The organism is Cryobacterium sp. M25 (assembly GCF_002929635.1).
Taxonomy (GTDB): domain Bacteria; phylum Actinomycetota; class Actinomycetes; order Actinomycetales; family Microbacteriaceae; genus Cryobacterium; species Cryobacterium sandaracinum.
Genome location: NZ_PJJU01000052.1, coordinates 80,141 through 97,116, shown reverse-complemented (window position 1 = coordinate 97,116; position 16,976 = coordinate 80,141). Strand labels below are relative to the sequence as shown.

The 16,976-nt window shown below is 67.2% G+C and carries 21 protein-coding genes and 2 pseudogenes; 11 read left to right on the top strand and 12 right to left on the bottom strand.

Annotated features, from left to right (window positions below):
- The first annotated feature begins 284 nt into the window (after window positions 1-284).
- Window positions 285-983: a haloacid dehalogenase type II gene (locus CXY81_RS09215; RefSeq protein WP_104171164.1), complete on the top strand. Its 699-nt coding sequence runs from the start codon at window positions 285-287 to the stop codon at window positions 981-983.
- Between the two features lie 320 nt (window positions 984-1,303).
- Window positions 1,304-1,681, top strand: coding sequence for a rhodanese-like domain-containing protein (locus CXY81_RS09210; protein WP_104171163.1), 378 nt, complete (start codon window positions 1,304-1,306; stop codon window positions 1,679-1,681).
- A gap of 115 nt (window positions 1,682-1,796) precedes the next feature.
- On the opposite strand, the pseudogene CXY81_RS09205 reads toward CXY81_RS09210, so the two are convergent.
- Both CXY81_RS09205 and trxA read right to left on the bottom strand, forming a co-directional pair.
- A pseudogene (locus CXY81_RS09205) lies at window positions 1,797-2,181 on the bottom strand (DUF2202 domain-containing protein).
- Between the two features lie 113 nt (window positions 2,182-2,294).
- On the bottom strand, window positions 2,295-2,675 hold the full coding sequence (gene trxA / locus CXY81_RS09195; protein ID WP_104171161.1) for a thioredoxin: 381 nt from the start codon (window positions 2,673-2,675) through the stop codon (window positions 2,295-2,297).
- Window positions 2,676-2,854: 179 nt separating this feature from the next.
- Between trxA and CXY81_RS09190 the strand changes: the two genes are divergently transcribed.
- From CXY81_RS09190 to CXY81_RS09180, 4 genes are all read left to right on the top strand, one after another.
- On the top strand, window positions 2,855-4,216 hold the full coding sequence (locus tag CXY81_RS09190) for a rhodanese-like domain-containing protein (protein WP_104194666.1): 1,362 nt from the start codon (window positions 2,855-2,857) through the stop codon (window positions 4,214-4,216).
- Window positions 4,217-4,273: 57 nt separating this feature from the next.
- Window positions 4,274-4,453 carry a hypothetical protein gene (locus CXY81_RS16095; RefSeq protein ID WP_134542553.1) on the top strand — a complete coding sequence of 60 codons (180 nt, stop codon included), beginning with the start codon at window positions 4,274-4,276 and terminating at the stop codon, window positions 4,451-4,453.
- A 61-nt stretch (window positions 4,454-4,514) separates the two neighbouring features.
- Window positions 4,515-4,826: a rhodanese-like domain-containing protein gene (locus tag CXY81_RS09185; protein WP_233194097.1), complete on the top strand. Its 312-nt coding sequence runs from the start codon at window positions 4,515-4,517 to the stop codon at window positions 4,824-4,826.
- On the top strand, window positions 4,823-5,596 hold the full coding sequence (locus tag CXY81_RS09180; RefSeq protein WP_104194665.1) for a sulfite exporter TauE/SafE family protein: 774 nt from the start codon (window positions 4,823-4,825) through the stop codon (window positions 5,594-5,596). The genes CXY81_RS09185 and CXY81_RS09180 overlap by 4 nt, the downstream gene beginning before the upstream one ends.
- Here CXY81_RS09180 and CXY81_RS09175 read toward each other — a convergent pair.
- Window positions 5,593-5,874 carry a metal-sensitive transcriptional regulator gene (locus tag CXY81_RS09175; RefSeq protein ID WP_104194664.1) on the bottom strand — a complete coding sequence of 94 codons (282 nt, stop codon included), beginning with the start codon at window positions 5,872-5,874 and terminating at the stop codon, window positions 5,593-5,595. The genes CXY81_RS09180 and CXY81_RS09175 overlap by 4 nt on opposite strands.
- Before the next feature lie 60 nt (window positions 5,875-5,934).
- On the opposite strand from CXY81_RS09175, the gene CXY81_RS09170 reads away from it, so the two are divergent.
- On the top strand, window positions 5,935-6,435 hold the full coding sequence (locus CXY81_RS09170) for a hypothetical protein (protein WP_146067664.1): 501 nt from the start codon (window positions 5,935-5,937) through the stop codon (window positions 6,433-6,435).
- Between the two features lie 218 nt (window positions 6,436-6,653).
- On the opposite strand, the gene CXY81_RS09165 is transcribed toward CXY81_RS09170, so the two are convergent.
- Together CXY81_RS09165 and CXY81_RS09160 are read right to left on the bottom strand one after the other, a co-directional pair.
- Window positions 6,654-7,055, bottom strand: a complete 402-nt coding sequence (locus tag CXY81_RS09165) for a VOC family protein (protein WP_104171155.1) — start codon at window positions 7,053-7,055, stop codon at window positions 6,654-6,656.
- Window positions 7,056-7,177: 122 nt separating this feature from the next.
- Entirely contained in the window at window positions 7,178-8,989 is a 1,812-nt protein-coding gene (locus CXY81_RS09160) for a DEAD/DEAH box helicase (RefSeq protein WP_104171154.1), read from the bottom strand.
- Between the two features lie 55 nt (window positions 8,990-9,044).
- Between CXY81_RS09160 and CXY81_RS09155 the strand changes: the two genes are divergently transcribed.
- Complete coding sequence (locus tag CXY81_RS09155; protein WP_104194662.1) at window positions 9,045-10,733, top strand: long-chain-fatty-acid--CoA ligase; 1,689 nt, start codon at window positions 9,045-9,047, stop codon at window positions 10,731-10,733.
- Window positions 10,734-10,739: 6 nt separating this feature from the next.
- Here CXY81_RS09155 and CXY81_RS09150 read toward each other — a convergent pair whose 3' ends face one another.
- On the bottom strand, window positions 10,740-11,237 hold the full coding sequence (locus CXY81_RS09150; RefSeq protein ID WP_104171152.1) for a DNA alkylation repair protein: 498 nt from the start codon (window positions 11,235-11,237) through the stop codon (window positions 10,740-10,742).
- Between the two features lie 58 nt (window positions 11,238-11,295).
- Between CXY81_RS09150 and heR the strand changes: the two genes are divergently transcribed.
- Window positions 11,296-12,081, top strand: coding sequence for a heliorhodopsin HeR (gene heR, locus CXY81_RS09145; RefSeq protein ID WP_104194661.1), 786 nt, complete (start codon window positions 11,296-11,298; stop codon window positions 12,079-12,081).
- Here heR and CXY81_RS16410 read toward each other — a convergent pair.
- Window positions 12,078-12,215: a hypothetical protein gene (locus CXY81_RS16410; RefSeq protein ID WP_158252040.1), complete on the bottom strand. Its 138-nt coding sequence runs from the start codon at window positions 12,213-12,215 to the stop codon at window positions 12,078-12,080. The genes heR and CXY81_RS16410 overlap by 4 nt on opposite strands.
- 141 nt (window positions 12,216-12,356) lie before the next feature.
- The gene (locus CXY81_RS09140; protein WP_104194660.1) at window positions 12,357-13,310 is read right to left on the bottom strand and encodes an FAD-dependent oxidoreductase; all 954 of its coding nucleotides are present in this window, start codon (window positions 13,308-13,310) and stop codon (window positions 12,357-12,359) included.
- A gap of 155 nt (window positions 13,311-13,465) precedes the next feature.
- Here CXY81_RS09140 and CXY81_RS09135 point away from each other — a divergent pair, with 155 nt between their 5' ends.
- Window positions 13,466-14,308 (top strand): NAD(P)-dependent oxidoreductase, encoded by an 843-nt coding sequence (locus tag CXY81_RS09135; RefSeq protein ID WP_104171148.1) that lies wholly within the window; start codon window positions 13,466-13,468, stop codon window positions 14,306-14,308.
- Window positions 14,309-14,493: 185 nt separating this feature from the next.
- Here CXY81_RS09135 and CXY81_RS17015 read toward each other — a convergent pair whose 3' ends face one another.
- The 4 genes and pseudogenes from CXY81_RS17015 to CXY81_RS09120 all read right to left on the bottom strand — a co-directional run bounded on the left by CXY81_RS17015 (window position 14,494) and on the right by CXY81_RS09120 (window position 16,395).
- A complete protein-coding gene (locus CXY81_RS17015) occupies window positions 14,494-14,964 on the bottom strand; it encodes a hypothetical protein (RefSeq protein WP_233194094.1) in 471 nt (156 codons plus the stop codon).
- 38 nt (window positions 14,965-15,002) lie between these two features.
- Window positions 15,003-15,227: pseudogene (locus tag CXY81_RS17505) on the bottom strand (cellulose binding domain-containing protein); the annotation flags it as partial.
- Between the two features lie 6 nt (window positions 15,228-15,233).
- Entirely contained in the window at window positions 15,234-15,401 is a 168-nt protein-coding gene (locus tag CXY81_RS16405) for a hypothetical protein (RefSeq protein WP_158252039.1), read from the bottom strand.
- Between the two features lie 361 nt (window positions 15,402-15,762).
- Window positions 15,763-16,395, bottom strand: a complete 633-nt coding sequence (locus tag CXY81_RS09120; RefSeq protein WP_104194658.1) for a histidine phosphatase family protein — start codon at window positions 16,393-16,395, stop codon at window positions 15,763-15,765.
- A gap of 116 nt (window positions 16,396-16,511) precedes the next feature.
- Between CXY81_RS09120 and CXY81_RS09115 the strand changes: the two genes are divergently transcribed.
- Window positions 16,512-16,838 (top strand): antibiotic biosynthesis monooxygenase, encoded by a 327-nt coding sequence (locus tag CXY81_RS09115; RefSeq protein ID WP_104194657.1) that lies wholly within the window; start codon window positions 16,512-16,514, stop codon window positions 16,836-16,838.
- The last annotated feature ends 138 nt before the right edge of the window (window positions 16,839-16,976 follow it).

The following is a 16,976-nucleotide window of genomic DNA, read 5'->3' as shown; positions in this document are numbered from 1 at the left end:
AATAACAAGCGGTCTTCTTCACGATTCCCGGCAGAACTTTTGGGATTCTTCTTCGTTTGAGAAGAATTCCCTGAGCGAGCCGGATCGTGACCGGGAATATGCCGAAATCGACGACCCAGGTGGGATCGGAGGGAAGGCCACCCCGGTGGATCCCTCCCCGCGCGACTAGGGTGTTGCGCGGAAGAAAGCTTTGACAGGAGGACCAGCTGAGCCCTGACCGTGGCTGGGGTGTTCCTCGCGGGAAAGGCACGGCGGCAGAACCGCACCAATCAAAGGAAATCGCTATGAACAGCACACCTTCAGTAATCGTTTTCGACGTCAACGAAACCCTCTCCGATATGTCCCCGCTGAGCGCCCGGTTCGTGGAGATCGGAGCCCCGGCCCACCTGGCGCGGGTCTGGTTCGCCTCGCTGCTGCGGGACGGCTTCGCCCTCGCCGCCGCGGGAGGAACCGCGCAATTCTCCATGATCGGATCCGAGATCCTGCGCGGGGTCCTCCGCGACGTCGACCTGACCCGTAGCCTCGACGACTCGGTGCGCCACGTGATGGACGGCTTCGAGACTTTGAGCCTGCATCCGGACATTGCCGACGGCATCCGTGATCTGAAAAGTGCAGGGTTGCGCCTGGTGACCTTCTCCAACGGATCCGCGCAGGTGGCCGAGTCCCTCCTGACCCGGGCGGGTCTCCGAGGGGAGTTCGAGGCTCTGCTCACGGTGGAGGACGCCCCGGCCTGGAAGCCGGTTCGGGCCGCCTACGACTACGCCGCGGATGTCTGCGGAGTGAAGCCGGGCGACTTGCTCCTGGTGGCCGTGCACCCCTGGGACATCCACGGGGCCGCGCAGGCAGGCCTCCGCACTGCGTGGCTGAACCGCGCCGATGAGATCTACCCCAGCTTCTTCGCGGCACCGGACCACACCATCACCGCCCTCGGCGAACTGGCCACCCAGCTCGCCCGCGACTCGCACCCCGCCCATCGCCCCTAACGAATTCGACGGAGATTTTGGCTCTGGAGCCCGGTTTGTGGCCCACACAGGTCAAAAATCGGAAAATCTCCGTCGAATTCGTTCGGGAGGGCCGTGGTCTGGGGGCAAGGGCTGCCGGGGAAGCGACCGAGGCCGATGGTGGCGCTCTGGATACCCTAGGGGGTATGCTGATACTTTCAGTGAATCGAGAAGGAGTCACCTATGTGCAGCCCCATTCGTTGTAACCGTTGCGGCAAGATCACCTGGACCGGTTGCGGTGAGCACGTCGACAGCGTCATGGCCGACATCCCGCCCGCTCAGCGCTGCACCTGCAACTAGGCATGAAGAACCTCGTCGCGGCACTCGTCCTGGCCGGTGCCGCCCTGTTCGGCCTCACCGCGTGCTCCGCTCCGGCCGCCCCGGCGGCTGAGTCCGCCATGGCGGCCGACACCGTCGTGATCGACGTGCGCACCCCCGGGGAGTATGCCGCCGGTCACCTCGAAGACGCGCTGAACATCGATGTGCAGTCATCCGACTTCGACAGCCAGGCGGCGGCGTTGCCGACCGACGGCGACTACGTCGTGTACTGCCGCTCGGGCAGCCGTTCGGCCGCCGCGGCGGCCCGTCTGGCCGATCTCGGGTTCGCCTCGGTGACGGATGCCGGCGCCATGTCTGCCGCCACCGTCTCCACCGGTCTCCCGATCGTCACGACCCGGTAGTGCCCGCAACACCGGCACCACCCGCAACACCGGCACCACCCACAACACCGGCACCACCCACAACACCGCAAAGGGCACCCACGAGCGTGGGTGCCCTTCGTTGTGTCGCCGGTGCTTAGCCGCCGAAAGCGACGAGGTGCTTTTCGGAAGCGGCCAGCAGTCGCTCGTAGACCTTCAGCACGTCGGGGGCGGTGACGCCCTCGACCGCGATGGTCAGATCGGCGATGTCGGTCTCCTCGACCGCGCGTCCGGCCTCCATCGCGGCGTCCACGGTGACCGAGCCCTCGGCGAGGAGGGTGTCGTAGAGATCCTGGGTGTCGTCGGTCAGGAACTCGCCGGCCGCCAGTCCGACGGTCGGTGAGCTCATACCGCTCCAGGAGGGTGCGCACGGCATCCAGGTGCTTGGATTCCGACTTGGCGATGCGGGTGAAAAGCGCCGGGTCGTACTGTGCGTCGAATGCGGCGTACAGGTCGTACGCGAGCTTCTCTTCTTCGGTCATCGCCGCAAGCTCTGACTTCTGGTCCTCGGTCAGCGTGCCCATGGCCATGCCGCCCTGGTTCGACTGGCCGGCCTGGGGGGCGTCGCTGGGAGTCGGTAAGGCGGAGAGGCCGGTCAGGCAGACGCCTGGTCGGCGGCCTGGCGGGCCGCGATGCTGGCGTGCACCTCGTCCATGTCGAGGCTCCGCACGGCGGTGATGACCTCTTCCAGGGAGGAGGCGTTCAGGGCGCCGGGCTGGGAGAACACCAGCACCTTGTCGCGGAAGGCCATCAGCGTCGGGATCGAACGGATGCCCGCGGCGGCGGCCAGGCTCTGCTCGGCCTCGGTGTCGACCTTGGCGAACACGATGTCAGGGTGCTTCTCGGACGCGGCGGTGAAGGTGGGCGCGAACATGCGGCACGGGCCGCACCAGGCCGCCCAGAAGTCCACCAGCACGATGGAGTTGTCGGTGATGGTCTGGTCGAAGGTTTTCTCGGTGGTGTCAATGGTTGCCATAACTCCAGAATATACCCCATGGGGTATTTTGGTCAAGCGTCGGACGACGCCCGGGGCGGCCCGGCAGGTTGCTTTCCAGATACCCCTGGGGGTATCGTATCCAATGTGCGATCCAATCGCACGCACGACGCAGGCAAGACGTCAGCACGACGCACGCAAGACTTGGAGGACTTCGAACCATGGACGTTATCGTTATCGAAACCCCGCAGCTGGGAGACCGCAGCTACCTGGTGCACGACGGCGCGGTCGCGCTGGTCATCGACCCGCAGCGCGACACCGACCGGGTGGAGAGCGCGGCACGCGAGGCCGGGGTCACCATCACCCACGTCGCCGAGACCCACCTGCACAACGACTACGTGACCGGCGGCTTCGAGCTCGCCCGGGTTCACGGCGCGAAGTACCTGGTCAACGCCGCCGACTCCGTCACTTTCGAGCGGGAGCCGGTCACCGACGGCCAGGTCATCCCGATCGGCGGCCTGACCGTCACCGTTGTGGCCACGCCGGGGCACACCCACACGCACGTGTCCTACATCGTCAGTGACGGCACCACCGAGGCGGTCTTCTCCGGCGGCAGCCTGCTGTTCGGCTCGGTCGGACGCACAGACCTGGTAGCCACGACCGACACGGTCGCGCTCACCCACGACCAGTACGCTTCGGTGCGCCGGCTCGTGCACAAGGCCGAGCATGACGCCGCGCTCTTCCCGACCCACGGGTTCGGCTCCTTCTGCTCCAGCGGCCCGGCCACCGGCGCCGGAGCATCCACCATCGGCGAACAGCTCACGGCGAACCACGCCCTGACCGACTCCGATGAGGAGCACTTCGTGCGCGACCTGATCACCAACCTCACCGCCTACCCCTCCTACTACGCGCACATGGCCCCCGCGAATACGCAGGGTCCCGGCGCGCCGAACCTGCAGGTGCCCGAGTCCCTCGACGCCGCCGAGCTCACCCGGCGCCTGGCCGAGGGGGAGTGGGTCGTCGACCTGCGCAACCGGGTCGCGTTCTCGAGTAACCACCTGCAGGGTGCCGTGAGCTTCGAATACGGCAACGGCTCGAACTTCACCACCTACCTGGGCTGGGTTCTGCCCTGGAAGGAGCAGCTCACCCTGGTCGGCGACCGCGCAGACGTCGAGGACGCCATCCGTGACCTGTCGCGCATCGGCATCGACTCGCCGGATGCCGGCATCGGCACCGAGCCGCACGCCCTGGCCCCGGATGCCCCGGTCGCCACCTACCCGCGTGTGGGCTGGGTCGGGATGCTGCAGGGCCGCGCCGAACAGGATGTCCTTCTGGACACCCGTCGCGCCGACGAGTTCGCCGGTTCCCACCTGCTCGGTGCGGTGAATGTTCCGCTGCACGAGTTGCTCTCCCGGATGGAGGAGATCCCGGCCGGCACAATCTGGGTGCACTGCGGTTCCGGCTACCGTGCCGGCGTCGCCGCCAGCCTTCTGCAGCGCGCCGGCCGTGAGGTCGTGCACGTCGACGGAAACTTCGACGAGGCCACGGCTGCCGGACTCACCCTGGCCGAGCTGACCGTCTAACCCCATGACGGGAAAGCGAACGGCGATCCACCCGGCCGAGAAGCGCAGTCCCGGCTCGTGGACCGATCCTGGAAGATGCTGCCGATCGGTGTGCTCTTCGGTTCTGGCCTCGGCACTGTCGTCTCGATCAGTCTCTCCGTTTTCGCCCGGGTGCTCACGCCGGGCCTGTCCTGGAACGCGGCCCTGGTGCTCCCCATCGTCTTCTGGGAGCGGTCCTGTTCGGCGTCTTCGCGCTGACCGGACTCCTCCTGGTTCTGTGGGCTCGATTCCGCCCCAATCTGTCCCTGGAAAGGCACTCATGATGGAACTCACCCCGCAGCAGGTCTTCAGCCGCCAGGCCGAGGCGCAGATCGTCGATGTTCGGGAAACCCCCGAGCTTCTCGACGGCATGATCGCCGGAGCCCGGCACATTCCGCTCAGCACGATTCCGGAGAACACCGCCGCTCTGGACCCGAAGCGACCCGTGATCCTGGTCTGTCGCAGCGGGAGTCGCAGCGCCAGCGCCGCCGACTACCTCGCCGCCGCCGGATTCGACACGATCAATATGATGGGCGGCATGCTCGAGTGGACCGCTGAGCGGCTGCCCACGGTTCTGCCTCAGCGCCCGTGATCATCGCGGCCCTCGTCCTCGGGCTCATCGTCGGGGCGCTGCTGGGCCTGGTCGGCGGGGGCGGGTCGATCCTCGCCGTGCCGGCCTTGGTCTACGGGGTCGGGCTGCCGTTGGAGGAGGCGATCCCCACCTCCCTGATCGTGGTCGGAGCGGCCTCCGCCGTCGCCGTGCTCCCGCGGCTGCGTCGTGGCGTCAACTGGCGGTTGGCCACCATCGTCGGGTCGGCCGGGGTGGCGACCGCCTACCTGGGCACCATGGTCAACCGGCTGCTCGACCCGGGAGTTCTGCTGCTGATTTTCGCCGTGATCATGGTCATCGCCGGCATCCGCATGTTCATGCCGACCCGACCTGGCGGCGGCCCCTGTGCTCTCCCCGGTGGGAAAACCAGGTGGTGCAGCTGCCTGCCCCGCGCGCTCGCCACCGGCGCGGTGGTCGGTTTCCTGACCGGGCTGCTCGGCGTCGGTGGAGGCTTCCTCATCGTGCCCGCGCTCACCCTCGTGCTCGGCCTGCCCATGAGCGTGACCGTGGGAACCTCGCTGGTCATCATCGTCATCAACTCGATGGCCGGGTTCACCGCGCACCTCGGTGACGTGCAGATCGACTGGGCCGTGACCGGCGCGTTCGCCGTGACGGCCATGGCTGCGTCGCTGATCGCCGGCCGGCTCGCCCGCGGACTTTCCGACACGGTGCTGAAACGCGGATTCGCCGTTCTGGTTCTGATCGTCGCGGTCTATGTGGCCGTGCAGGCCGTGGTGGCGCTTGTCAACTAGGACAGCGCCAGGAACAGCTTCTCGAGTTCCTCCACGCGGAGGGGCTTCTTGTCAACGGTGTCGCCCTGGTCGGTGAGACACTCCTTCATCGCGGAGGTGATGATCGTGAAGCCGGCGCGGTCGATGGCGCTGGAGACGGCGGCGAGCTGGGTGACGACCGCCCGGCAGTCGGCGCCTGATTCGACGGCGGCGATCACCGCGGCGAGTTGCCCCTGGGCGCGCTTGAGCCGGTTCATGGTCTTGCGCAGATCATCTGGCTTTGTCGGGTCTGACTTCATGTGTATAAAATACCCCATGGGGTATCAACCCTCAATGACAATCGAGAAATCAGCCACACCATGAGAATCTCGGGAACGTTCACCGAACTCCGCATCTGGCCTCGCCGAAGACGGATGGTCGCAGCCGGCATCGCGGCGGCGGCGTTAACCGCGCTGACACTCGCCTCGGGCTCCGTTGCCGTGGCCGGCGGATCACTGATGTTCCCCGGTGCCGTCTGGGCCTATGCGGTCACGGTCGTCGGGGCCGGGCTGATCGGCCTGGTCGTCGCCAGCTTTTTCGATGCCCCGATCGGCGGGGAAGCCACCCGGTGTGACGTGCGCTGGCCCGTGCTCGGCCTGATCGCGGTCTATCTCACCACCGAACTGCGGGAGGCTGTGCCACTTATCGCCGCCGCCGTTCGCCCGGTCGTCGCCGTCGCCGCGATCGCGCTGCTGGCATGGGCGCTGCTCGAGCGTCTGGGCATCGAGCACCGTGCCGTCGACGATCGGAGTGAAAACGGTGAGGACGGCGAGGTCTGCACGACCTGCAAGCCGCTGTTCCCGGCGACGCGGAGCCGCTGACGCCGTCAGGGCGCCAGAGGGTCGAGCCGACCGGCAACCACAGGAAGTCAAACCCCCAACAGTCGTACCGACGCTCCACTGCCCGGAAGACCGTGGTGCTCAGGAGGTCACGTTCCTGCGCGCTGAGACTGCCGAGTTCCGGTCTGCTCCCGACGAAGGTCTCCAACGGCCGATGATGTTTTGGCTGGTCTCCCCGTTCCAGATCACCGGGTACACCGCTACATGGATTTCGCAACCACGGCCAGCACGTTGGCGGCCGGGTCCGTGAACCAGGCGATTTGGGCCCGGTCCTCCTCGTCGCGCATGATGCCCTTCTCGTCGTTGGGCGGCATGTCGGCCAGATCCGCATCGCCGTAGATCTTCGTGGTCACGCCGCGGGCATTGAGCTCGTCGACCGTCTTCTCGACGTCGTCGGTCATGAAGTTGAGCACGGTGAAGGACGCCGGCACATGATCGGGCTTGACGTAAATGAACAGCTGCGCGCCGTTGCCGAGCCGAACCTCGAGGTTGCCCATCATGCCCTCCGTGACGGAGAGACCGAGGGTCTCGCCGTAGAAGCGCTTCGCCTTGTCGATGTCGTCAACGGAGAACGAACTGAAGGCCTCGGAACTGGTGAACATGTCAGTCTCCTTCGTCAGGAACCATGTGGTTCGCCGACGACGATTGCACTCTGCACCAGAGTTGGATAGCCCCCGGCAGGGTAGCGGATCGCGGATACCCCGTGCCCTGCCGAGGCAGGTGCCTAGTAGCTGCGCGGCTGGCGCGGCGGGCGCTCGGTGCGGCCCTCGCGACGGACCGGTCCGCCGCCGTCGGCACGGATTTCGATGAGCTTGCCGCTGATGCGGGTGTTCTCCAGTCGGCCCAGCACGTCGCCCGGCATGTCGGCCGGCAGCTCGACGAGCGAGTATTCCGGGTTGATCTGGATGTGACCGAAGTCTTCGCGGCTCAGGCCACCCTCGTTGGCGAGAGCGCCGACGATCTGGCGCGGTTCCACCTTGTGGCGCTTGCCGACCTCGATGCGGTACGAGGCCATCGCGCGGTTGTTGTCGCGGGGGCGGCGTTCCACCCGCTCCACGCGTTCGCCGCGCTCTGCGCGTTCGTCACGGCGGTCGCCGCGACCGGCGTCGGCGCGGGCGCGCTCTGCCCGGTCGCCGCGGTCGGCACGCTCGGGCCGCTGCGCGCGGGCATCCGCCTGGGTGAGCAGCAGGGGAGTCTCTCCCTGGGCGACGACCGCCAGGGCCGCCGCGACATCCGCTTCGGGCACGTCGTGATGTGCGACGTAGTGACCGATGATGTCGCGGAAGGCGCCGATCCGTTCGGACTGGCCGAGGGCCTCGGTGATGGCGTCGTCGAAGCGTGCCAGGCGGGTGACATTGACGTCTTCGAAGCTGGGCAGCTGCATCTGCGTCAACGGCTGGCGGGTCGCCCGCTCGATGGCGTTGAGCAGGTGTCGCTCGCGCGGCGTGACAAAGCTGATCGCTGCGCCGCTGCGGCCGGCGCGGCCGGTGCGGCCGATGCGGTGCACGTACGACTCGGTGTCGATCGGGATGTCGTAGTTGACGACGTGGCTGATGCGGTCGACGTCGAGGCCGCGCGCGGCGACATCCGTTGCGACCAGGATGTCCAGCTTGCCGGACTTGAGCTGGTTGACGGTGCGCTCGCGCTGCACTTGGGCCACATCGCCGTTGATGGCAGCGGCGGAGTAGCCGCGCGCGCGCAGCTTCTCGGCGAGCAGTTCGGTCTCGTTCTTGGTGCGGGTGAAGACGATCATGCCTTCGAAGTTCTCCACTTCGAGGATGCGGGTGAGCGCGTCGACCTTCTGCGGGTACGACACCATCAGGTAGCGCTGGGTCGTGTTCGCGGAGGTCGTGGTCTTGTTCTTGATCGTGATCTCTTCGGGGTCGTTCAGGTACTTCTTCGAAATCCGCCTGATCTGCGGCGGCATGGTCGCCGAGAACAGGGCGACCTGCTTGTCGTTCGGGGTGTCGGCGAGGATCGTCTCGACGTCCTCGGCGAAGCCCATCTTCAGCATCTCATCGGCCTCGTCGAGCACCAGGTACTTCAGCTGCGACAGGTCGAGCGTGCCCTTTTCGAGGTGGTCCATGATGCGGCCGGGCGTACCGACGACGATGTGCACCCCACGGCGCAGCGCGGAGAGCTGCACGCCATAGCCCTGGCCGCCGTAGACGGGGAGCACGTGCACGCCGCGCATATGACCGGCGTACTTCTCGAATGCCTCACAGACCTGTAAGGCAAGCTCACGGGTCGGGGAGAGCACGAGTGCCTGCGGGGTCTTCTGCGCCAGGTCGAGGCGCGAAAGAATCGGCAGCGCGAACGCGGCGGTCTTGCCGGTTCCGGTCTGGGCGAGGCCGACGACGTCGCGCCCGGCGAGAAGCGGGGGGATGGTGGCGGCCTGGATGGCGGAGGGAGTTTCGTACCCGACGTCCTTGAGCGCCTTGAGCATCGCATCATTGAGCCCGAGGTCGGCGAAGGTTTTCGCGTCGCGGGCAGTATCTGCCTCGCTCTGCGTGGGGGTCGTGTCAGGGGTGTGCATACTACAACGGTAATCCATCGGAGAGTGCGCCCCGTTCGTGCGGGAGGATAAGACCATGTCGACAACGCAGCAGCAACCCTGGGTAAAGAACTATCAGCCGGGCGTCCCGGCCGAGATCGAGCTCCCCACGGAGTCGCTCGTCGCGATGCTCGAGCGGTCCGTGGCCGAGGCCGGTGACCACCCCGCACTCGAGTTCTTCGGGCGCCGCACGACGTACACCGAACTCGGCGACCAGGTCGACCGGGTTGCGGAGGGTCTGCGGCACCTCGGGGTGCGAGCGGGAGACCGGGTGGCCCTGATCCTGCCGAACTGCCCCCAGCACGTCGTCGCCTTCTACGCGGTGCTGCGCCTGGGCGCCGTGGTGGTCGAGCACAACCCGCTGTACACCTCGCGGGAGCTCCGCCACCAGTTCGAGGACCACCAGGCGCGCATCGTGATCGCCTGGGACAAATCCGTGGCCTCCGTTCGCGCCTTCCCGCGCGACATCGAGATCGACCACATCGTGTCCGTGAACCTGCTCCTGGCGTTCCCGACCCTCAAGCGCCTCGCCCTGCACCTGCCGGTGAAGAAATTACGCGAATCCCGCGAGGCCCTCACGGTTGCCGCGCCGGGCACGATCCCGTGGAAGGAACTGCTCAGCCATGTCCCGATCGATCTTGGGCATCCGCGCCCGTCGGTCGACGACCTCGCGGCCCTCCAGTACACCTCGGGCACCACGGGCCAGCCCAAGGGCGCCATGCTCACCCACTTCAACCTGTACTCCAACGCCCTGCAGGGCGAGGCATGGATGCACGGGGCAGAGTACCGCAAGGAGGTCTTCTACGCGATCCTGCCGATGTTCCACGCGTTCGGCATGACCCTCTACCTGACCTATGGCATCCGTAAGCAAGGTCTGCTCGTCTTGTTCCCCAAGTTCGACCCCAACTTGATTCTCGACGCCATGAAGAAGTCGCCCGCCACGGTGTATTGCGCGGTGCCGCCGATCTACGAGCGCACGGCCGTGGTGGCGAAGGAGCGCGGAATCTCGCTGCGCTCCTGCCAGTACTGCATCTCGGGTGCGATGAACCTGCCCGACCATGTCGTGGAAATGTGGGAATCGGTGTCGGGCGGGCTGCTGGTGGAGGGCTATGGCATGACGGAGACGTCGCCGGTGGCCCTCGGCAACCCGTTCCACCCCACCCGCCGGCCCGGCACGGTCGGCGTGCCCTTTCCCTCCACGCTGATGAAGGTGGTCGACCTGGACGACCCCACCATGGAGGTAGTGCAGGGTCGGCCCGGCGAGCTGCTCCTGAAGGGCCCCCAGGTTTTCCAGGGCTACTGGAACAACCCCGAGGAGACCGCGAAGGCCCTCCTCCCCGGCGGCTGGATGCGCACGGGGGACATCGTGACCGTCGACGCAGACGGCTTCACCACGATCGTGGACCGCGCCAAGGAACTCGTCATCACCGGCGGCTTCAACGTCTCGCCCTCGGAGGTCGAGGCGGTGCTGCGACTGCACACGGATGTCGTCGACGCGGCCGTCGTCGGCAAGGCTCTCGAACGCGGCGGAGAAATGGTCGTCGCGGCAGTCGAGCTGAAGCCCGGAGTGCCGCTCGATGAGGATGCACTGCGGGAGCACTGCCGCGAGCACCTCGCCGCCTACAAGATCCCGCGCCGGATCGTCACGATCGAGGACATGCCCCGCTCGATGCTCGGCAAGATCCTGCGCAAGCAGGTGCGCGAGCAGGTTCTGCCGGGGCTCTGAGACTGATCAGAGGTGCTGCTCGAGCCGACGCCTCGTGAGCAGGGAGGCCCGGCGCAACCACGGATCGCCGTCGCCGGCCCAGCGATCGAGCACCCCGTCTGCCCGGGCCCGGCCCGGCGCATCCAACCGCTCCACCAGTGGACCCACCACGTCGACGGCGAGCGGGTCGACCAACTCGCGCAGGCGGGCACTTCGCACAAATTTCTCGATCCGGCTCAGGTCGGAGTTGTCCAGCACCCGCACATTCGATTGCAGCAGCACGACGGCCGCGAGACGGCGCTCAAACACCGGCACCGCCCACAGCTCGGAACTCAGTGCTGTGATGTCGTCCTGCGTCAGGCCGGGATACCGGCGGCCGGCGTCCCTGATCGTGCCGCGCACCGCGCCGACCGAGGCACCGTAGAACCGCAGGTCGCTGCCCAGCCGCTCCTTCTCCGCCGCCGCCCGGTACGGATCCCCCTCGGCTTGCAGCGTCGCGTCTACGAAGCTGCCGGCGTCACTCACCCCTTCATTCTCGCGTTTCCGGAGGCTGCCGGCGCACCCTGGCCGTTACGCTGAGTGCATGACGACGGCATCGGAGAACACCGTGACGGATGCCCGATCCACCCGCCTGCGCAGCGTCAACCTCGCCGCCGCACTCCTCCTGATCGCACAGGCCGTTCTGGTCTCCGTGGTCGTCCTGGCCCAGAGCGCCCCGGTGCTGCTGCCGGTCACGGCCGGCTTCCCCGGCGGGCCGGTGGGTTCCCAGGCCGAAGCGCAGGTCATCGACCTGGCCGCCGTGAACCTCGGGGTGGCCGTCGTCATCCTGCTCGCCTTCTCCGCGCTCCTACGCCTCGCCGCCGGGACCCCGACGTTCGCCGGCAGCTACCGGCGCGGCCTGGCCGCCGCGCGCAATCCGCTGCGCTGGGTCGAGTACTCGCAGGTCTCCGCGATCACGGTGTTCCTCATCGCCCAGTTCAACGGCGTCACGGAGGTCGGCACGCTGGTGGCGCTCTACGCCATCACGGCGGGTGCCACGCTGTTCCTCGCACTGCAGGAGCGTGAACCGGCCGGCGGCTCGCTCCGGCCCTTCGTCTTCGGAGCCATGGTCGGCATCGTGCCGTGGGGCATCATCGCCTTCTACCAGGTCGGCGCCGGGGTTCTCCGTGACGTGCCCGAACTCTTCGTGCGCACCGTCACCCTCTCGCTGCTCGCGGTGGCGGCCTTGGTCTGGACCAACGCCTGGCTCGGCCGACGAGCCCACGGCGCATGGGCGCATCCGCACCGAGTGGAGATCGTGCAGATCACCCTCGTCACGCTCGGCACCACGCTGCTGGCCGCGCACGTGGTGTGGGGCGTGCTGCTCTAGGCGTGGTTCGACACCGTCAGGTGCGGGGCCGACTCCAGCAGGGCCTGCTCGAACCCGGCCAGTGCCTCGGCGGGGAGCGACCAGGCCTGCTTCGGGCATCCGTCACCGGGTCTGCCACCCGCATCCGTCGTCACGTTATTACGGAGATTTTTGGAAAACGCCGGTCTTGGCCCCTGAGCGGCGTGTCGCGAAAATCTCCGAAGTTAGCGACGGCGCGCCGGGTCTCGACGAGCTCGACCACCGGAAGTCGAGCTCGAACGCTGGGCTCAGGCGGGCTAGGCGAGCGCGCGGGCCACGTCCAGTCCGGAGCGCACGGCCCGAGAGATGCCCGACGGATGCCCGTGCAGCCGCCCGAAACCGTCTCCCGCCACGAAGATGCCGGGCTGGTCCGCGCTGCGGAAGAACGTGGCATCCGACCCCGAATCTGCAGGCACCACAGCATTCGCATACCGCCAGCGCTTCAGCGCTGAGTCCAGAACGCGCACGCCGGGCAGCAGCCGGATCAGCTCGGCCAGCAGCTCCGCCTGCGAAAATGTGGCGTCCGCGTCCCAGGTCGCCTCGCTCCAGAGCGGGCTCGCAATGACCTCGAGCCACACCTGTCCGGCATCGTCCCGGTGCCTGACTCTAATCGTCTCGATGACTCCGTCGGGAGCGGACCGGCCCACGACGTCATTCACGACGTCGTCGGCGCCGTCGACGATGCACAGCAGAACAGCCTGCCTGTCGTAGGCAGCCTCGAGCAGGCCGGGCGCGACAGCGATCCCGCTGCCGCGCAGCATCTGCAGGTTCTGTGGAACCGGCGCTGTGAGAACCACCGCCCGGCCCCCGAACGGTTCCCCCGAGCCGCGCGGCACGACGTGGATGAGACCGGAATCCTGCACGGCGAAGTGGGTGACGAAGAAGCGCCGGAGCGTCGTGCCGCCCGCCCACCGCTTGGCAATATCGCCCGCGGGCTCGTCGAACATCCACTTCGCGTAGCCCTCGGTGTCGGGCACGAACCGGGCTCCCGTTCGGCGGGTGATCTCGCGGGTGACCTCGGCGTCGTGACTGTGAACCGTGTCGACGGACGGGTTCAACAGCCGGCCGCCGAGAGGGCGGCTCGCGAGCCGCCCGCCCGGCCGCGATCCCTTGTCGAGGAGGAGGACCGCACGACCGCGCTCCTGCAGGTTCCGGGCGATGGTCAGACCGCAGACACCCGCACCGACCACGATGACGTCCCACGTTTCCATGTCTGGAGGCTAGTGCACGCGCAGTGCACGCGCAGTGCACGCACAGCGCGCCCACCGTGCAGTCGTACGCTTGTTCGTGTCGTCCTAGCTGCCGAGACCCGGCACGGATGCCTCAGCGCCGCATCCGCAGCACCGCCCACACAAAGGAGTCCCGCATGAAGATCGTTGTCACTGGTGGAAGCGGAAAGCTCGGCCGGACCGTCGTGACGTACCTCGTCGCCGAGGGCCACGAGGTACTGAACCTCGACCGCGACGGTGCCCGCAGCCACGATCTGGTGGTCGTGGACCTCACAGACTACGGCCAGGTCGTCGACGCGGTCCTCGGTGTCGATGACCGGCATAGCGGGTTCGACGCCATCGTGCACCTGGGCGCGATCCCGGCTCCCGGCCTGGTTCCCGACGTGGCCACGTTCCACAACAACATCCTCTCCACCTACAACGTGTTCCAGGCGGCCCGGCGGGCGGGCGTCAAGAAGCTGGTCTACGCGTCCAGCGAGACCGTGCTCGGTCTCCCGTTCGACATCGACCCGCCCTACATTCCCGTGGACGAGGAGTACCCGGCCCGGCCCGAGAGCACCTACTCGCTGGTGAAGCACCTCGAGGAGCAGCTGGCGATCCAGCTCACCCGCTGGGATCCCGAACTCAGCATCACGGCTCTGCGCTTCTCCAACGTGAAGGACCCGGAGGACTACGCGGCCTTCCCCGCCTTCGACGCCGACGCCACCCTGCGCAAGTGGAACCTGTGGGGCTACATCGACGGCCGTGATGGCGCCCAGGCCGTGCTGCGGGCATTGCAGAACGCGAAGCCGGGCTTCGAGGCGTTCATCATCGCCGCCGCCGACACGGTGATGAGCCGGCCCAACGCCGAGCTGGCCGCCGAGGTCTTCCCCGGCGTCGAACTCCGGGAGGTCGGCGAGAACGACACCTTGCTCTCCATCGACAAGGCTCGACGGATGCTCGGCTACGCACCGCAGCACAGCTGGCGCGACCACGTGTAGTCGTTTCAGCCGATGAAACAACGGATGCCCCCACCCGGCCGGGCAGGGGCATCCGTCTTTTCGGTGCTGAGTGGCTTGCGGCTAGTTGGTGGCCGCCACGAACGCCCGGGAGAACGACCACTGCGGGTTGCTCACCCAGGAGCACATGTACGCGGCGATCCCGCCGGTGCACGGCTGGTCCTGGGTCATTTCCCACCAGCGAGGTAGTTCAGCGCGTTCGCCTTGGCGAACTTGCCGACCTTGGTCGTGTCGGTGAGCGAGAAGACCTCTCCCGTGTCGTTCAGCCCGATCATCGGCGTGATGCCGCGACGCGCGTTGGCGGACGGGTCGGAGACGTCGGAGCCTTCGATGTCGAAGTCGATCCGGTCCACGTTGTAGCGGTCGACAACCTTCGTGTAGGCGGAGAGCAGGGCTGCGGGGTCGGTGCAGACCCAGGCGAGTTCGTTGTTGACGGCCCCGCCGAACGAGACGACGAACTTCCCGCCGCCGCTCTGGAACTTCGAGATGGACCCGACGAAGTCCTGGGTTCCACCCACGGTGTAGGCGGTGTAACCGGCCCAGGTCGGGCTGCAGGTGCTGGCGCAGTGGGAGTGGGAGTGGGAGTGGGCGTCGGAGTTGGAGTGGGCGTCGTCGACCCGGCGCCATTGACAGAACACGGAATCGACGCGGCCCCGGCCGGAAGGCCGATCACCGTGCACGCAGTGGGGAACAGCGGCGAGGCACCCACCTTGTACGAGGTCAGACCGAACGAGGTTGCCGCTCCGGAGGCGAGCTGGGGAGCCCAGCTCGGCGCCTTCACGGTGAAACCGCCGGTAACCGACTGCAGAATCCCGTTCCACAGGGTGTTCACCTTGTTGCCGTAGGTAAACGAGATCTGCCATGGCTTGAGTGTGGTCGTCGACGTGTTGCGCGGACCCACCTCTGACTAAAATCCGGTCGTCCAGACATTCGTGTTCTTCCAGGTCACCTCGACGCCGGGCGTTGCCGCCGTCGCGGGCAGCGCGCCGGCGGCTCCCAGGCCGAGTATGAGCAGAACGGAAGAGCTGATCGCGATCGCCAGCGGTCGCAGCCGCCGGGAGGATGGATCTTTCACTCGGTGTCCTCATGGTTTTTCGTGAATGCCGTTGAGCGGCCAGGCCGTCAGATGTCAGCGGTAGCTGAGCTTCGGCTGAGCTTCGGCTGAGCTTCGGTGTGCACTAGCGGCAGCTGCGACCCCCTGGTTAAGGGACATGTCAGCATTTTCGCGGGCCCGGAGGAGGGCCGTTTCAGCAGCGTCTTGTCCCGAACGAATTCGACGGAGATTCTGCCCAAATCGCCCCAAAACAGCCCGAAAACCGGCCTTTTCCTTAAAATCTCCGTCGAATTGGTTCGGCCCTCCGGGCGCGACACAACTGCGCGATACAACTGCGCGACACAACCGCGCGACACAACCAATCGCGGAGGACTCAGCGCACCTAGAGCGCCAGCAGCTGCGGTCCGCCCGGTGAGCCCACGCTGAGACCGGCCCACGACACGAGGGTCCAACCGTCTTCGGGAGAGCCGGACAACTCGACCACCCCCCTGTTCTCGAGGTCAGTCGTGCCCGCGAACAGGGGCGACACATTGCTGGCGCGGGCCGCGGTCCACACGCGGATCGCCACGCCGTGGCTGAACACCGCCGCCGTGTCGGCACCGGCGGCGGCAGAAGCGATATCGGCGTCGAACCGGGAGAAGAAGCTGTTCCCGTCCAGGCCTTCGGGCATCCTGGCTGTCAGGTCCCCGGTGACCCAGGTCAGCACGGTTTCAAAATAGGTGCGAATGGATGCCCGGTCGCTGAGTCCCTCGAGCGCGCCCGCTTCGATCTCGTGCAGCCCGGTGGCCACCTGAACGTCGAGCTGCAACGCGGTCGCCAGCGGCTCGGCCGTGAGCCGGGTGCGTACGAGCGTCGACGCGAAGATGGCGTCGATGGACTCGAGGCGCAGGGCATCCGGAATCACTGCGGCCTGCCGGGAACCGAGCTCGGTCAGGCCGGGACCGGGGTGAGCGGTGTCGAGCTGGCCGAGCACATTCGCGGGCGTCTGGCCGTGGCGGATCAGAAAGAGTCGCATTATTCCCCAACATAGGCATCGGGCCTGGCGAGAGCCCGCAGGGTGAGGTCGTCGTCGCCGCCGAGGGTGACAGCATGGGGGGAGTAAACAGTGCATCCACGAGAGGGAGAAACCCCATGACGATCATCAAAATCAACGCCATCACGGTGCCCGGCGACAACGGCGACGAGCTGGCCCGCCGGTTTGCCGCCCGAGCCGGTGCGGTCGACGACCGACCGGGTTTCGAGGGTTTCGAACTACTCAAGCCGACGGATGATCGCAGCACCTGGCTGGTCGTCACCCGCTGGGCCGACGAGGAGTCCTTCCAGGCCTGGCTGACCTCGCCGTCTTTCGCGCAGGGTCACCGCGGCGACGCCCCGACGGAGGGCGAAGCACCGGCCCGGCCCATGGGCATCAGCAGTGAGCTGTGGTCCTACGAGATCGCCGGCGGCTCGCCGGCCTGACGCAGTCGCGTCCCCTGCGGTGCCCGAGGCCACGGCGCGTAACACGGAGCTGCGCGGCGGGCGGCCCGGTTAAGCTGGGCCGATGAGCGAACCCCGTGCACACGACGCCCTGCACACCGACGCCGTGCGACCGATGCG

Coding starts and splice junctions, on each gene's coding strand:
- CXY81_RS09210 (WP_104171163.1), top strand. CDS start 1,304: ATGAAGAACCTCGTCGCGGCACTCGTCCTGGCCGGTGCCGCCCTGTTC.
- CXY81_RS09185 (WP_233194097.1), top strand. CDS start 4,515: ATGATGGAACTCACCCCGCAGCAGGTCTTCAGCCGCCAGGCCGAGGCG.
- CXY81_RS09115 (WP_104194657.1), top strand. CDS start 16,512: ATGACGATCATCAAAATCAACGCCATCACGGTGCCCGGCGACAACGGC.
- CXY81_RS09155 (WP_104194662.1), top strand. CDS start 9,045: ATGTCGACAACGCAGCAGCAACCCTGGGTAAAGAACTATCAGCCGGGC.
- CXY81_RS09190 (WP_104194666.1), top strand. CDS start 2,855: ATGGACGTTATCGTTATCGAAACCCCGCAGCTGGGAGACCGCAGCTAC.
- CXY81_RS09175 (WP_104194664.1), bottom strand. CDS start 5,874: ATGAAGTCAGACCCGACAAAGCCAGATGATCTGCGCAAGACCATGAAC.
- CXY81_RS09215 (WP_104171164.1), top strand. CDS start 285: ATGAACAGCACACCTTCAGTAATCGTTTTCGACGTCAACGAAACCCTC.
- trxA (WP_104171161.1), bottom strand. CDS start 2,675: ATGGCAACCATTGACACCACCGAGAAAACCTTCGACCAGACCATCACC.
- CXY81_RS09165 (WP_104171155.1), bottom strand. CDS start 7,055: ATGTTCACCAGTTCCGAGGCCTTCAGTTCGTTCTCCGTTGACGACATC.
- CXY81_RS09120 (WP_104194658.1), bottom strand. CDS start 16,395: ATGCGACTCTTTCTGATCCGCCACGGCCAGACGCCCGCGAATGTGCTC.
- CXY81_RS09160 (WP_104171154.1), bottom strand. CDS start 8,989: ATGCACACCCCTGACACGACCCCCACGCAGAGCGAGGCAGATACTGCC.
- CXY81_RS09135 (WP_104171148.1), top strand. CDS start 13,466: ATGAAGATCGTTGTCACTGGTGGAAGCGGAAAGCTCGGCCGGACCGTC.
- CXY81_RS09170 (WP_146067664.1), top strand. CDS start 5,935: ATGAGAATCTCGGGAACGTTCACCGAACTCCGCATCTGGCCTCGCCGA.
- CXY81_RS09140 (WP_104194660.1), bottom strand. CDS start 13,310: ATGGAAACGTGGGACGTCATCGTGGTCGGTGCGGGTGTCTGCGGTCTG.
- heR (WP_104194661.1), top strand. CDS start 11,296: ATGACGACGGCATCGGAGAACACCGTGACGGATGCCCGATCCACCCGC.